Below are 14,532 nucleotides of genomic sequence, written 5' to 3'. Positions count from 1 at the left end.
GGATTAAACCACGAATCTGGAAACTGTGTTATTCAAGTCATCTGCTCCGCTAACCAAGGACTTCGTCGCTCCGGCAATGTTTTCAGATGCCTGAGCTGATTTAGTCGCTTCGTTCGCGATATATTGAACAGCTGTGCTGATACCTTTAGCTGCTTCAGACTGCTCCTCTGCGGCTACGTTAACTTCAGCAATAGACTGAGTCGTTTTCTCGATACCAGAGACGATCTTGTGGAAAGCTTCTCCGGCTTGTTTAGAAATCGCACTGCCTTGTTCAACACGCTTCACGGATTCATTGATCAGCTTAGAAATTTCTTTCGTCGCTTGTGATGATCTTTCAGCAAGTTTACGAACCTCGTCGGCAACGACCGAGAAGCCCAAACCATGTTCACCAGCACGAGCAGCCTCAATCGCCGCATTGAATGCCAGAAGATTTGTTTGGCTTGCGATTTCGCTGATCACTTTAATGATCTCGCTGATGTCTTCAGAAGACTTGTTAATCAATTCCATGGCCTCGATAGACTTAGAAATGGACTGACTGCCTGTCTCTGCTTCTTGTTGCGTGACTTTAGCAAGTTCATTGGCTCTTTTCGTATTGTCAGCAATCGAAGAAATAGACGCTGTGAATTCTTCGATAGAAGCATTCATCTCTTCAACTGTCGCACCCAAGCTGTGTGCGCCTGAAGCTACGTTATTAGATTGCTCTGCAATTGACTTAGATGAAGATCCAAAGCTGTTTGCGGAATCCACAACCTTACCGATTACGATACGCAGGTCACGCATCATCGTTGCGATGCCCTTAGCCAACTGACCCAAAGCATCTGGACCGTCGACAGTGATCTGTGAACTCAAGTCACCCTGAGAAGCACGGTTTACCACAACCAAAAGCTCGTCGACTTTTCTTTGATCTTCTTCAGCTTTGATTTTAATAGATTGCTCAAGCTTATATTGCTCAGTGATATCCGATGCAAACTTCACAACCTTATAGGGTTTGCCATTGGCGTCCATAATGGGGTTGTAAGTCGCTTGAATCCAAATTTGACGGCCACCCGCCCCAACGCGCATATAGCGGCCAGAATCGAATTCGCCTTGGTTCAACTTTTTCCAGAAACTGTCGTAATCGGCAGTACGGATATAATCGCTATCACAGAACATACGGTGATGCTTGCCTTGAATTTCAGACAGGCTATAACCCAAAGTCTTTAAGAAATTCTCGTTGGCATCGATGATCGTTCCATCCAAATTAAACTCGATCACAGCTTGCGCTTTGCTGATCGCGTTAATTTTACCTTCGTCCTCTGCACTTTTTCTTTTTGCAGCTGTGATGTCGGTTGCAAACTTAATCACCTTATAAGGTTTACCGTCTGCATTCAGTACTGGATTATAGGAGGCATTGATCCAAATCTCTTTGCCACCTTTGCCAATACGTCTGAACTCGCCTGTGACAAATTCACCTTTCGCAAGCTTATCCCACAACTCTTTATATTGTGGAGACGACACGAATTCAGGGTCACAGAACATGCGATGGTGCTTACCTTCGATTTCAGTAAAACCGTAGCCCATCGCCGCCAGGAAGTTGGCGTTGGCATTCATAATAGTGCCATCCAAACCAAACTCGATCACCGCTTGCACGCGATTGATCGCATTCAATTTACTTTCGTATTCAGCGCCACGGGCTTTAAGCTCCGTTACGTCTGTCGCAAATTTAATTACTTTATATGGATTGCCCTGTTTATCGAACACAGGGTTATAGGAAGCGTTGATCCAAATCTCACGCCCGTCCTTCGCTAATCGTTTGAACTCACCAGCAACGAACTCACCACGTCCCAATCTTTGCCATAGTTTGCGATATTCAGCACCATTGACATGATCTGGATCGCAGAACATTGAGTGATGTTGGGATTTGATCTCGTCAAGAGAGTATCCCAAAACTTTTTGAAAATTTTCGTTCGCAGTCAGAATGGTTCCATCAAGACCAAATTCAATCACGGCTTGCACTCGGTGAAGCGCACTGATCTCATTTTTAAGTTCTGTGATTTCATCCACTTCTGAGACTGATGTTTCGAAACGACGTGCAATTGACATTTTGTCTCCTATTAGTTGCTCTCTAATCGGCACGATCGTCTGGTTGTTTTAAACAAATGTTCTTGAAGTCTGCGCCAGTCTGATACTGATGCAGAAATATAGAATATGCTCGCAACCCAACTCACGTACCAAAAACGAGTTCTTATTTATCGGACATACAGAGGGGGAAGTTGAATCGGATGTTGGATCGAAACGGGAATATACAAAGTTGTAATAGAAAAAGGGACCTCACGGTCCCTTTTATCTCGAAATGATTTGAAGTCACTGGGTTCTGATTCTAGTGATTCGCACCCAAAACCTGAGGCTTTACTAATATTGATTGATAGATCTTATAGTTACGTTTTACCAAACGCACATACTCGCGCGTTTCAGTGTATGGAATCATCTCAACGAACAAATCAATGTTTTCCGTTGGATAACGTTTTTGCCACTGACGAACCATTGCGGGACCTGCGTTGTACGCTGCTAGCGCCAATTCTACAGAGCCGAAATCAGCGATCAATTGCGCTAAGAACTCTGAACCTGCATGGATGTTTGTTTCAGGATTCAAAAGCTGTACTGGCTTCTTAACACCAAAGTGCTTCGCCGTTGGATAAATCAATTGCATCAAACCCGAAGCGCGCGCACGGCTGCGAGCTGTTCTATTGAAAGCGCTCTCTTGACGGATCAAAGCTTTCACCAAGATTGGGTCTGCACTTTTACTGTTTTCCACGATTTCTTTCCAATAACGGATTGGGAATAACAAGCTTGCCGCTGACGTTGTCAAAGTGTCTGGATGATCTGCCAAGTACTTATGAAGAGCTTGGAATACAGATAAGTCTGCACCATTTGCACTCATCAAAACCAACATAGAAGTTTGGAATGGCAAAGGCAAAGAGCGGAACTTTTCCAAGTTCATTTTGCTAGCTAGGTACTGCACTGTTTCTGGGTGATTTTCTTCAGTCGCCTTGATCATGGAAGCCAACAAACGGTCCCAATCAGCGTCACCACTGGAAGTATCTAGATACCACTGAACTGGAGCCGCTGGTGTTTGGAAATTGCTAACCAAAATACCGTAACCACCCAATGGATTCGCTTTCGTGTTTTCTGCTGTCGTCACTGCACAGAAGCTTTTCAAGTAAGCCTGACGATCACGCATGCCTCTTTCAGGAGGAGCTGGATACTTATCGATGTATTCCATCGCACGCGGGCATTCGTTTTGTTGGATCGCGAATACAGCCAAGCGGAATACGCTCTCTGTTTTAGAGATGTTATCGCAGCCTAGAACTTTTTCGTGCAATTGCTTAGAAACGTCGCGAGCCTGAGCTTCTGGAAAATCCAACTCAAGAGAATAACCCAAGGCTTGGCTTTCAAGAGCTTTGTCACAATTGAAGTCCGCAACCAGTTCCCCACCGTGAGTCACGCGCTTGTGTGAACTCCAGCCACGGAACTTTCTTAGGAAAGCAGATTGCTGCTTTTTATTGGGATCATCATTCTTGATACGTTCTGCGCGAATAGATTGCGGCATATCTGCAGCGGGCTCGCGAGTTTGCAAACTCGTATAAGCTTCCGCCTTGATTTGGCCTTTCAAATGTTCAATCGTTGCATCCTGCCCTTGAAGCAATGCTTGATCTAAAGTCAAAGCACCCGCTGGTGGCGGAGTAACAACCACTTCTGCCGCAGACGGCGTCCGTGATTTTGAAGCACATGCAGATAAGAATAAAAGAGAGATAACAGCTATTTTGCGCATATGATCTTATCGGATTCTTTACCGATTTTCAGTGGCCCAGTTTGAGCAGTTTCTAAAAAAAATATACCCACAATTTTCTATAAAGTGTAGATCCGGGAACCATTCAGATCCAGCTGGACTTTTCTCAATCTGATACAACTAGACTCTTAATGAAAATGACGAATTTGACAGCATTAGTTTTGTATCTTTCTCAACACACTTCTATTGCCCCCGTCCCGGTGTTTGACTGGATGGCGAAGAAGGAGAAATCACCATGAAAAAGATATTTTGGATTGTCGGATTAGTATTCACACTTTTAGTAACTCAAGTGGCCGCTGCAAAAACCATCGTCTTGGTCCACGGAGCTTTCGCTGATGGCTCGACTTGGTCTAAGATCATCCCGACCTTAAGAGCGGCCGGGCACAAAGTGATCGCTGTTCAAAATCACCTGACCTCTTTAGCCGATGATGCCGCGACCACCAACCGCGCCCTTGATAATATTAGTGAGAAGGTTTTACTGGTTGGCCACTCCTATGGAGGTGCGGTGATTTCGGAAGTGGGTAACCGCGATAACGTAGGTGGTCTGGTTTATGTGGCAGCTTTTGCTCCTGAAGAAAACCAATCCCCAGGTGAAGCCACTGCGGGCTATCCCCCTGCTCCAGGTCTTGGTGAACTTACTATAGATAGCGCTGGATTTGCGACTTTGACGGAAAAAGGTATGAATGAATACTTTGCCCAAGACGTCGATTCAGACATGCAAGGGATCATGTCATCCACTCAAGGTCCCACTGCGGCTGCGATCTTTGCGACGAAGCTCACGAATGCCGCCTGGAAAAACAAACCAACAACCTATATCGTGGCAGAAAATGATTTTATGATTCAACCAGATGCACAGCGCGACTTTGCGAAACGCATGAATGCCACAACGTTGAGTTTGGCAACAAGCCATGTGCCGATGATTTCAAAACCTACAGAAGTAGCAGCCGCCATCCTAGCAGCCGCAGAATTAATGCCTGATTCAAAATCTAAGTAAACACCTGACCGACAAAGAGCGGTCTGGCTGTTCTATAAAAGCTGCCACTGTGAGCAATCCAGTGGCCGTTTTTATTTTCAACGTTCGCAGCCAATTGCAAAACTCCGGATGGCATTCCGATACGAACTTGCTCTAAGGATTTTCCTTGAGCAGCTTCATGAACCAGGCTCCCCGGAAGTTTGGCAGTGACTGCCGAACACAATGAAACTGTCAGCGGCAATGCCTTGTGCGGCTGACCACTGGCTATCACACGCATTTCAAAATCCATATCACCACTGGTGGCAGGACTTAAAATTCCAATGTACGGAATCGCGATGTAGTTTTTGGCATCTTCCAAATCTTTAGAGATCCCCATAGCCACTGAAGCATGACGACGAATCAGATCCAGTTTTTTAAGAGCTTCTTTATTCAGCTCAAGTTCTGTGGGAGATTCTTTGCCACTGAGCTGCACATCACTTGCGCGGATAAAAACACAGGCATTTGCGGCATCCACCATAGAAACCTCAATGGCACCGACACCCGCCACCTGCAAAGTTTCACAAATTTTCCCCGTCGGCAAAAGCTTGCCTGTGGTCGCCCCACCCGGCTCTTGAAATTCCAAACGAATAGGCGCACCTGTACCGGAAACGCCCGGAATTTCAAAACTTCCTGTGAATTCAGGAGTTCCATTTTTTACAGGAAAATAGGAATGAATAATTTTTTGAGTGTTGGTATTAAAGATGCGTACGCACGCTTCACCATCTGTGACTTTACACAATCCCTGCATAACAGCATACGGGCCAATTGCAGAGCTAATATTTCCACAATTCCCTTTGTAATCCACTTTGGTATCTGTCACTGAAACTTGTGCAAAGGTGTAATCAACATCAGCGCCCGCATGCTGTGATTTACGCACTATAGCGACTTTACTGAGCGAAGAAATACCCCCGCCCATTCCATCAAGTTGACGCCCGTAAGAATCAGGGCTGCCCAGAGCGCGCAAAAAAAGCGCATCCCAAGCTTTGCGATCCGTCGGCAAGTCAGATTCGTTGAATATTAAGGCACGACTTGTGCCGCCTCTCATGTAAGTTGCGCTATATGATGTCATGTTATCAAACATCATAAACCCATTTGAGTTCAAAAACCAACGGCGTATCTTGGGGCTGTCAGAATCAGAAGGAGGCATCCAATGAAGCTCGTCGTATTATATGCCATCGTTCTTTGTGGGATCACCCTGCAAACTTTTGCCTGAAAGTTTAAAGACTTTCAAAAGGTATAAGAGGCTCGGAAAGATCAGGATACTGCCCACACAAAGGGCATAGGTGAGTTGTCGCAATGTCGCCTCGGGGGCCGCTGCATCATAAAATGAGATCGGTCCTTGAGGAGTCATCAACGCCGCTGGTGCAATTGCGAAATACCACCCGAGAATAATCAATGACACTTGTGCCGCCGCAGTTAAACGGCCAAGCAGGGGTTGGTTTCGTCTTAAAAGCTGCCACTGCAAGATAAATAACAAAGACGCCACCATCACACAGCCGATGGACACAGGATTTCTTAAAAACGAAATCAGAAATTCTTCTCCATCAAAGAACGCCGATAAAAACACCAAGCCGCCCGTTAGAATCACGGCAATATTAAAAAGATATCCTCTGCGCCAAAAGTATTTCTTTAGTTCAGGATCTTTGGTTTCGCCCACCAAATAGACCGATGCCAGATATGCAAAGATCGTGACCGTAAAAATCCCCGTCGTAAAGGGAACAAACCCCGTCCACGGCTCTATGTAGGCTCCCAGAAAATCTTTGGCCTGTGGATTGATTCGTCCCTGCCACAAACTCCCGCCGATTACGCCCAACCAAAATGATGTCCACAAACTGGAAAGACTAAAGATCAATGAATAAATGCGCTGAGTTTTAGGTTCATGAATCGCATCATAGTGACGAAACGTAAATGCAGTTCCACGCGCTACGATCCCGACCAACAAGGCCACCATCGGAAGGTGAAGGTGCACCATCACCAAGGTGAAAATTCCTGGAAAGCCCATGAACAAAATCACCACGACCAGAATCAGCCACATGTGGTTTGCCTCCCACACCGGCCCCATCGCATAGTTCACAACTTCACGTTGTTTCTGATGCAAGTTAGGCTGCGGCGCTAATTCTAAAATTCCCGCGCCGTAGTCAGCACCACCTAAAACCACATATAACAACAGCGAGGCCGCAATAAAGAACAACAGGATTTCAATCATACCCGAGCCCCTTTATTCATATTCTGTTCAGCGATTTGCACCTGACGACGGAACAGCCAAATCGTCACGAAGGACAGGAACAAGTACAGCACCACAAAAAGATAGAAATGAAATTGCACTCCCGGCATCGGGGTTACGGCGTCTTTGGTTTTCATGATGCCATAAACGATCCACGGCTGACGTCCCACTTCAGTGACCACCCAACCAGCCTCAATCGCAATAAATCCCACGGGAGTCATTGCCAGCAAAACTTTTAGAAACCACGAAGGCAACTCCCCTTTTCGCGCAAGCCAACAATATAACAAACCAATCGCAATCATCAGTGAGCCCAAGCCCACCATGATTTGAAAAGCGATATGAGTGATCAAGACCGGAGGCCATTCGTCACGAGGGAAATCATGCAGGCCTTTCACCGTCGCATTCACATCATTGAAAGCTAAGAAACTTAAAGCCCCAGGAATTTTAATCGCCCCGTGGACTTCTCCTGTTTCAACATCGGGAATTCCACCGATGATCAGTGAGGCACGCGCTTCGGTTTTGAAGTGAGCCTCCATCGCGGCCAACTTTGCAGGCTGATACTCTGCCACTTTCTGAGCGGCATAGTGTCCGACGGCTGGTTGAATCAAAGATCCCACAGTTGCAAATAGCATTGCGATCTTTAAGGCCCGTTTATGCAAGGAAGAGTGCGTTCCGCCTTTTAATAAGAGAAGTGCATGCAGTCCTGCGACTGCAAATCCAACGGCTTGAATAGCACCAACCTGCATGTGCATCGTTTGGTGCAACCAAGCCTTGTTGAACATCGCTGCCACGGGATCAATATTGATGGCCTGTCCATTCACCCACTCGAATCCTGCAGGTGAATTCATCCAACTATTCGCAGCAACGACAAAAACCCCTGATGCAAATCCAGAAATACCGACGACCAGACCCGCACACCAATGGGCCCAACGATTCATGCGATTCCAACCGTACAAAAATAAACCGATGGCAATGGCTTCGATAAAGAAGGCCGTGCCCTCCCACGAAAATGGCATACCGATGATAGGACCTGCATGCTTCATAAAGCCAGGCCACAATAATCCCAACTCGAATGAAAGAACAGTTCCTGAAACCGCACCGACAGCGAAAAGAATCGCCACACCCTTCATCCACAGCTTGGTGAGTTCTAAATCTTCTTGGCGATTTTTCTTAAGATAAAGAAAATGAGCAACAGCCATCATGAATGGCATCACCATTCCCACTGATGCGAAAATAATATGGAAGCCCAGCGAAAAGGCCATCGTTGAGCGTGCGGCTAAAAGATCATCCATACAACAGCTCCCCATAGGATCTTGAGTGCGTTGTGATTATGGACCTGCGAAGACGAGATGAAAATGCGAATGTGAAAACTGCAACCCTATGTTGCTATCAAATAACACTTGTGAACTACGGAGTGACTTTATCCATATCCATTTTACGTAGTGTGGGAAATTTCCAACTAATTATTCCCACCGTCAGCAAACACATCACCGCACCAAAACACGCTGCGGGGACCGTACCAAGAAATTTCGCAGCGACTCCTGACTCAAACTCTCCGACTTCATTGGAAGATCCAATGAACATCGAATTCACCGAGGAGATTCTGCCACGCATATGATCTGGTGAGGCCAACTGCACAGCCGTGCTACGAACAACCACGCTCACGCTGTCAAACACTCCGCTCAAGGCCAAAGCAGCTACTGACAAATAAAAATCTTTAGAGAGTGCGAAAACTAAAATACACAAACCGAATCCAAAGACCGCTGAAAGCAAATATCGACCTGCATTCTTACGAATCGCATAACGAGTTAAGATAAAACCCATGATCATTGCGCCAACTGCAGGTGCTGCTCTTAAGACACCTAAACCACGAGGACCAATGGCCAAAATTTCTTTGGCATAGATTGGCAGAAGTGCCGTCACTCCACCGAACAAGACAGAAATCATATCCAATGATAATGCTGGTAATAAAATAGGATGGCCGAAAACAAATCGCACACCTGACTTTAATTCCTCAACCATAGCACGCGGCTCTCCGTCCAGGGCTGGCGCTTCAATTTTCATTTTTATTGCATACGTCGAACCCAGAGCGCCGATCAGCAATGCGAAAATCACTGCAAAGCAAACCTTCATCCCCATGAAACCAAAAATCAATCCGCCCAACGCCGGTCCCGAAACGCGCGCCACTTGCATCGCGGTACTCATCCAAGCAAGAGCCTTTGAAAGGCCATCACGTTTTGTCATTTTAGGAAGAATCGCATACATGGAAGGTTGAGAGAAGGCACGTGCAGCTCCCGAAAATACCGAAGCCAGATACAATGCAAAGATATGCATGTTATCGGTCCAATGGTCTCCGAAAATGGAGGCCGTCAGCAGAATACCTGAAGCAATCAGACTGCCCTCTAAAACCCAACGATACACTTTAATAGGACGAGAACGGTCAACGACATAACCTGCATACAAAGCCAAGCTCAGCGCTGGAATCGCCTCTGCCAATCCCACCAGTCCCAAGGACAATGGCGAGTTGGTGAGCTCATAGATCCGCCAGCCAACTACCACCGCCTGCATTTGCACTGCAAGAGTGAAAAGGAAACGAGCGGAAATAAGTTTTTTGAAATCAGAGAGCGCGGATGAGGACTGCATATATGCGGTATTCATACGCCCAGTTCTGCCCGCAATCAATTCACTTATTTAGACAAAGAAAATCCAGATAATTGCTCCGACTAACAATCCCGAAAGCATGCAGATCGCAACAATAGATGAGAAAACTTTTAAAGGACTGGATTCTAATTCGTGAGTTTTGTGAGGACGCTCTGTCATGCCTTCGACTTCGTCGGCTACGTCGTCTGCGGAAAAACGTTGCTCACGGATACGGCGCTGTTCTTTGCGAATTTCTGGTTCGATATCCATACACACCTCATGTGTGTAAGCGTGAAACTTTCAAGATTTGAACACAAGGATGGGGTTGCTGATTTTGGACATAAAAAAACCCTTGGCCTAGACCAAGGGTTCGAAGACTTAAAATTAAGTCAGCTAGCAACTAGCGTGGACCGCGGTTTCCACCACCGAAACCACCACGACCGCCACCGCCGCCGCGACCGCCACCGAAGCCACCACCGCGGTTTTCGCGAGGAGCCATTGGCTTAGCTTCAGAAACGTTCATTGCGCGACCAGCAAGTTCAGCGCCGTTCAATTTAGAGATAGCTGTAGCAGCTTCATCATCAGTAGACATTTCTACGAATGCGAAACCTTTGCTGCGGCCTGTTTCACGATCAGTTACGATACGTGCTGATTCAACGTTACCGAATTCAGCAAAAGCGTCTGCAAGAGTTTGTTCGTCTAGTTGGTAAGAAAGATTTCCTACGTAGATTTTTTTTCCCATTTTAATACCTCCTAAAATGGCATTTGGTAGCCCACATTGAGGAGTTGGCTTTCTGGGCCTCGAACTCAAACGGAAGCTGTTTGTACAATCATATAGCTAAACCATATTTTCGGAAAATCGTAGTACTAAACCGAAATTTTCTTCAAAAAGTGCGTTTTTTTGGCCTTTAACACGCTGTGTTATCTGGAACACCACGGGCGAGGGGTGATGACTTTCGTAATTTCGTTTGCCCGCATATATAAAAAGTCATTTCCCAGGGAAAGCTTCAATCTCTCACGTTTTTGGGAACGCGAGGAAATTGCGACGATTTGACCATAACCCAGGCCATCCGTTTGAAACTGACCTTGGATGTTTTTTAGATTCCAGCGAATGTTTTGTGCAGCAATCGGAGCGACATCTGCCTCAGTGAGAATTGTCGAGATCGTGCCTTCAGAATCACGACACAACAAACGCACATTCAACACCACCATGTATTGAGTTCGGCAATCTCTGTTGCTTGGATAACCATAACCCATTTCGCATGAGTTGAAAGTTTTCTCCTCGACTCCCAATTTTTCGACGTCTCTTTCCATACGCAACGCTCTTTGGATTGCCATCGTGTCGATCTGTGAACTTTCTTGACCGATCTCGGTCGCCATTGGAGGAGTTTTTGATGGAGAGGGAGCTGGCGGTGTTGTCGTACAAGCGGTCAATGCAACTAGCGCTGCAAGTAGAAGCAATCTCATGAAGTGGTCCTCCGATCCCTCAATTATAGAGAACTAAGAACAACACATGCAACCCTAGCCCCGTGAAACAGGTCTATTTTGATAAACTCGAATAAGCAGCCAAACGATCCAGTTCCTGAGCTTGTTTATTGAGACTGATCTGCATCTCGCGCTTTTGTTCAGTACTTAACGATGTCCAAAACTTGTTCAAAAAATCTTTAAATTGAATTTCGTACTGAGTGATCGCTTTTGCATATTCAGGAGTGCGCAACTGATCATAGTCGATCATAAACTGCTCGGTCATCGCTTGAACTTTTTTGGAGTCATCACGCTTCTCGATAAATGTATTCAAAATGTTTTCTCTGTTGTCGATGCGCTCTTTCCACGGAAATGGTTTATTGGTGATAAACTGGTTCAAGGCATTTTCTTGATGCACATCCATCTTGCCGATCCATTGTTTGATCTGCTTGCTATATCTTTCACGCAAGGCTTCGTTTTTATTTTCAACAGACTCTTTACGATCTTCGGCAATTTCCTTGCGAACTGTTTTTTCAAAATACTCAAATTGATCTTTGCGCAGAGACTTCGTCAGTTGCAGCGCTGAGTTCTTAAAATAACCCGAAGCACGAACGTATTCCTGTTCCAGTAAATCGAAAGTCTCGCCTAAAATTTGCGAATCACTTTTTTCTGTGGGAATTCTTTCGTCCACCTTGCGCAAGGATTTTGCGACCTCTTCCAGTCTCTCCTTTTTTAAACGTTGCAAATCCTTGTCTAAGGATTTCTCAAAGGCTTTCTCCTGTTCAGGATCCAGGTTGAAATATCCTTCCACCTTGGTGACGGACATGCCTCCCACCATCGCATCTAAGACGGGAGATCCCGTCGCACCACAGCCACCTATAACGAGCATCATGAAAGCCAAAAGTAGATTCTTCATTGTTCCAGCCTAGACACGGCAAAGGCATTAACACAGACCACAGTCATAAATACACAGGCCCTCTGAACGGGGCTATGTGAGCGGATTCCACGTCTATTGGGGATGTTGGTCCTATTTTTTCGCCGTCCGTAATGTATTTTTCCGCAGAGTAATTTTCTCGGCTAGTCTTTGTTAGCGCACACAGATGTGTAATTCCGCACAGGAGGAAACGATGCTTGTTAAAAAGCAAAATTCTTCTGTACGTTCTAGAGCCACGCTTTTAATTGCCGCCACTTTATTAACCCTGGGTATCAGCGCCAATGCGACAGCCCAAACAGAAACAGTCCTTCCCGATGACCCTGCTACGGAGCAAGTAGTTCCGACACCAGCAGAACCTATGTTCCGCACAATGGCTACAGATGATCTTTCGATCTCTGCCTATGATAAAGAAACAATCTTGATGAAATACGATCACGTCGATCCGACAAATATCGTACCGACTCAATCTTTGATCGATGCTTTGATCTATTTTGAAAAGAATAAGTCTTCATTCAAAAATCAAAACTACATCTCGATCATCAACTTTTCACAAAGTTCTAAGACACCACGTTTCTATATCGTGGACTTGAACTCCGGTGGAGTTTGGCCAGTTCGCGTAGCGCACGGTAAAAACTCCGATCCTAATCATGATGGTTACGCGACTTCTTTCTCGAACACATCAGGTTCTAATAAATCTTCGCTTGGTTTCTATCGTACTGCTGAAACATACTCTGGCAGCCACGGTTACTCTTTGCGACTTGATGGTCTTTCTTCAACAAACTCGAATGCACGTGCTCGCGCGATCGTGATCCATGGTGCTTCTTATGTTCAAGAAAAATCCGTGATCCAAGGTCGTTCATGGGGTTGCCCAGCAGTTGACATGAGCATCCGCACGCAAGTGATCAATGCCCTTAAAGGTGGATCTTTGATCTATGCAGTTTTGGATAAAGGCGGCACAGGTTTGCCAGCTCCAACGCCAACAAACCCTACTCCAACACCAACGCCATCTCCGATCCCTACACCAGAGCCATCTCCAACTCCGGCTCCAGGTAATGGTTCGTACACAATGGCTCCTCTAGCTTGGGAGACGTCTTCTAAACCTGAGCGTAAACTTTGGTCTCAATACTTGCAGACTTTGGTTAAAGGTGAATGGAACTCTTTGCTTAAAGGCGCGAGTGACATGGGCGACTTCTGTCCGAAGTATTCTAAACTGAATGACGATCAACGTGCCAATGTATGGGCTCAGTTGTTCGTAGCTATGGCTCGTTACGAGAGCGGTTACAACCCACTTTCTCGTATGCATGAAACAACAATGGGTACTGATAACGTCACTAAAAAGCCAGTATACTCTGAAGGCCTTTTGCAGTTGTCGTATCAAGATACTCAGTGGAACAAATGGTGTAAGTTTGACTGGTCGAAAGATAAAAACTTGAGCTCTACGTCTCCAAAGAAAACTATTTTGGATCCGTATCTTAACCTTCACTGCGGCGTCGGCATCATGGCTAAGCAGATCAAAAACAAAGGCACGATTGCAATCAAGTCCGGTGTTTATTGGTCAGTTATCAAGCCAGGCGGTAAATACAACAAGCTGACTTCGATCAGATCTATGGTTAAGTCTCTGCCGTTCTGCCAGTAATCGTTTTTAGAAATTAGAAATTGGATTTTTAAGCCGGGGATCGTAACGACATATTAGGTTACGGTCCCCGCACTAGTTTTGGGGCAAGTAGATTGGATCTAGCTTGCCTTGCTTTGTTTTTGACGGATGAACAAACGCAGCGGAGTGAGTTCTTTTTCTGCTATACCTACAAAGTGGCCGTGGATCTTCCAAGCGTTTTCGATCGGATTTAGATCCTCGCAAGAGTCGATACGCAGAGCTACTGGATCAATGCCGATCTCATCAAAGATCGAACTTTTGATTCTTAGGATTTTACCAATAGGCATCGGCACAGACGAGCGTAGCGTGAAACCCAACTCTGAAACCGCGATGATTTCATTTTTGATTTCCCAATCTGCTTTGATCGAAACTGCGGCTTCCTTGAAATCTGATTTTTGTTCCGAGTCTTTGTCGACGATGGTTTTAACCTTCGCTAACAACATATCAGGATCAATTGGCTTGATGATGTAATCGTTTACACCGGCCTCAAGGCCTTTTTCCACGTCGCTTTTTTCGCGCTTACCCGTCAATAAAATGACTGGAAGGCTGCCCAATTGCGGTTGTTTGCGGATCGTGCGAGTCAGTGCATAACCATCACTGCCGCCAGGCATGATAGCGTCTGTAATCACAAGGTCGAATTTTTCCTGAGTCAGGTGATGAACAGCATCGATGGCGTTAGTGGCTTGAACAACAGAGTGTCCATCGGAGCTTAGCAAAGCTTCAAGCGTCATCAGAATACTTTTTTGATCATCTACGATAAGTATATTGGCCATAA

The 14,532-nt window shown here is 45.8% G+C and carries 13 protein-coding genes; 2 read left to right on the top strand and 11 right to left on the bottom strand.

The window, feature by feature from the left end:
- Window positions 1-3: 3 nt before the first annotated feature.
- Both ACLVWP_RS04455 and ACLVWP_RS04450 read right to left on the bottom strand, forming a co-directional pair.
- Window positions 4-2,082, bottom strand: coding sequence for a methyl-accepting chemotaxis protein (locus ACLVWP_RS04455; RefSeq protein WP_413560338.1), 2,079 nt, complete (start codon window positions 2,080-2,082; stop codon window positions 4-6).
- A 277-nt stretch (window positions 2,083-2,359) separates the two neighbouring features.
- Window positions 2,360-3,811 (bottom strand): lytic transglycosylase domain-containing protein, encoded by a 1,452-nt coding sequence (locus ACLVWP_RS04450; RefSeq protein ID WP_413560337.1) that lies wholly within the window; start codon window positions 3,809-3,811, stop codon window positions 2,360-2,362.
- Between the two features lie 253 nt (window positions 3,812-4,064).
- Here ACLVWP_RS04450 and ACLVWP_RS04445 point away from each other — a divergent pair, with 253 nt between their 5' ends.
- A complete protein-coding gene (locus ACLVWP_RS04445; RefSeq protein WP_413560336.1) occupies window positions 4,065-4,823 on the top strand; it encodes an alpha/beta fold hydrolase in 759 nt (252 codons plus the stop codon).
- On the opposite strand, the gene ACLVWP_RS04440 is transcribed toward ACLVWP_RS04445, so the two are convergent.
- The 8 genes from ACLVWP_RS04440 to ACLVWP_RS04405 form a co-directional block, all read right to left on the bottom strand.
- Window positions 4,816-5,910, bottom strand: a complete 1,095-nt coding sequence (locus ACLVWP_RS04440) for a 2-methylaconitate cis-trans isomerase PrpF family protein (protein WP_413560335.1) — start codon at window positions 5,908-5,910, stop codon at window positions 4,816-4,818. The genes ACLVWP_RS04445 and ACLVWP_RS04440 overlap by 8 nt on opposite strands.
- A gap of 96 nt (window positions 5,911-6,006) precedes the next feature.
- A complete protein-coding gene (locus ACLVWP_RS04435; RefSeq protein ID WP_413560334.1) occupies window positions 6,007-7,047 on the bottom strand; it encodes a cytochrome d ubiquinol oxidase subunit II in 1,041 nt (346 codons plus the stop codon).
- Window positions 7,044-8,357, bottom strand: coding sequence for a cytochrome ubiquinol oxidase subunit I (locus ACLVWP_RS04430; RefSeq protein ID WP_413560333.1), 1,314 nt, complete (start codon window positions 8,355-8,357; stop codon window positions 7,044-7,046). Before ACLVWP_RS04430 ends, ACLVWP_RS04435 begins: the two co-directional genes overlap by 4 nt.
- 115 nt (window positions 8,358-8,472) lie before the next feature.
- Window positions 8,473-9,723: an MFS transporter gene (locus ACLVWP_RS04425; protein WP_413560332.1), complete on the bottom strand. Its 1,251-nt coding sequence runs from the start codon at window positions 9,721-9,723 to the stop codon at window positions 8,473-8,475.
- A 33-nt stretch (window positions 9,724-9,756) separates the two neighbouring features.
- Window positions 9,757-9,975, bottom strand: coding sequence for a hypothetical protein (locus ACLVWP_RS04420; RefSeq protein ID WP_413560331.1), 219 nt, complete (start codon window positions 9,973-9,975; stop codon window positions 9,757-9,759).
- Between the two features lie 130 nt (window positions 9,976-10,105).
- Window positions 10,106-10,447, bottom strand: a complete 342-nt coding sequence (locus ACLVWP_RS04415; RefSeq protein WP_413560330.1) for an RNA recognition motif domain-containing protein — start codon at window positions 10,445-10,447, stop codon at window positions 10,106-10,108.
- A gap of 179 nt (window positions 10,448-10,626) precedes the next feature.
- Entirely contained in the window at window positions 10,627-11,172 is a 546-nt protein-coding gene (locus tag ACLVWP_RS04410) for a hypothetical protein (RefSeq protein ID WP_413560329.1), read from the bottom strand.
- 73 nt (window positions 11,173-11,245) lie between these two features.
- Window positions 11,246-12,085 (bottom strand): DUF6279 family lipoprotein, encoded by an 840-nt coding sequence (locus ACLVWP_RS04405; protein ID WP_413560328.1) that lies wholly within the window; start codon window positions 12,083-12,085, stop codon window positions 11,246-11,248.
- A 211-nt stretch (window positions 12,086-12,296) separates the two neighbouring features.
- On the opposite strand from ACLVWP_RS04405, the gene ACLVWP_RS04400 reads away from it, so the two are divergent.
- A complete protein-coding gene (locus ACLVWP_RS04400) occupies window positions 12,297-13,739 on the top strand; it encodes a murein L,D-transpeptidase catalytic domain family protein (RefSeq protein ID WP_413560327.1) in 1,443 nt (480 codons plus the stop codon).
- 98 nt (window positions 13,740-13,837) lie between these two features.
- Here ACLVWP_RS04400 and ACLVWP_RS04395 read toward each other — a convergent pair whose 3' ends face one another.
- On the bottom strand, window positions 13,838-14,530 hold the full coding sequence (locus ACLVWP_RS04395) for a response regulator (RefSeq protein ID WP_413560326.1): 693 nt from the start codon (window positions 14,528-14,530) through the stop codon (window positions 13,838-13,840).
- Window positions 14,531-14,532: the final 2 nt, after the last annotated feature.

The sequence above is a fragment of the Bdellovibrio sp. HCB209 genome (assembly GCF_047306065.1).
Taxonomy (GTDB): domain Bacteria; phylum Bdellovibrionota; class Bdellovibrionia; order Bdellovibrionales; family Bdellovibrionaceae; genus Bdellovibrio.
Note: the sequence above shows the minus strand (reverse complement) of the source record. Positions and strands in the feature narration are given on the sequence as shown.

Bases quoted from the DNA above. Each gene is read 5' to 3' on its own strand.
- ACLVWP_RS04455 (WP_413560338.1), bottom strand. From the start codon at position 2,082: ATGTCAATTGCACGTCGTTTCGAAACATCAGTCTCAGAAGTGGATGAA.
- ACLVWP_RS04450 (WP_413560337.1), bottom strand. From the start codon at position 3,811: ATGCGCAAAATAGCTGTTATCTCTCTTTTATTCTTATCTGCATGTGCT.
- ACLVWP_RS04445 (WP_413560336.1), top strand. From the start codon at position 4,065: ATGAAAAAGATATTTTGGATTGTCGGATTAGTATTCACACTTTTAGTA.
- ACLVWP_RS04440 (WP_413560335.1), bottom strand. From the start codon at position 5,910: ATGACATCATATAGCGCAACTTACATGAGAGGCGGCACAAGTCGTGCC.
- ACLVWP_RS04435 (WP_413560334.1), bottom strand. From the start codon at position 7,047: ATGATTGAAATCCTGTTGTTCTTTATTGCGGCCTCGCTGTTGTTATAT.
- ACLVWP_RS04430 (WP_413560333.1), bottom strand. From the start codon at position 8,357: ATGGATGATCTTTTAGCCGCACGCTCAACGATGGCCTTTTCGCTGGGC.
- ACLVWP_RS04425 (WP_413560332.1), bottom strand. From the start codon at position 9,723: ATGAATACCGCATATATGCAGTCCTCATCCGCGCTCTCTGATTTCAAA.
- ACLVWP_RS04420 (WP_413560331.1), bottom strand. From the start codon at position 9,975: ATGGATATCGAACCAGAAATTCGCAAAGAACAGCGCCGTATCCGTGAG.
- ACLVWP_RS04415 (WP_413560330.1), bottom strand. From the start codon at position 10,447: ATGGGAAAAAAAATCTACGTAGGAAATCTTTCTTACCAACTAGACGAA.
- ACLVWP_RS04410 (WP_413560329.1), bottom strand. From the start codon at position 11,172: ATGAGATTGCTTCTACTTGCAGCGCTAGTTGCATTGACCGCTTGTACG.
- ACLVWP_RS04405 (WP_413560328.1), bottom strand. From the start codon at position 12,085: ATGAAGAATCTACTTTTGGCTTTCATGATGCTCGTTATAGGTGGCTGT.
- ACLVWP_RS04400 (WP_413560327.1), top strand. From the start codon at position 12,297: ATGCTTGTTAAAAAGCAAAATTCTTCTGTACGTTCTAGAGCCACGCTT.
- ACLVWP_RS04395 (WP_413560326.1), bottom strand. From the start codon at position 14,530: ATGGCCAATATACTTATCGTAGATGATCAAAAAAGTATTCTGATGACG.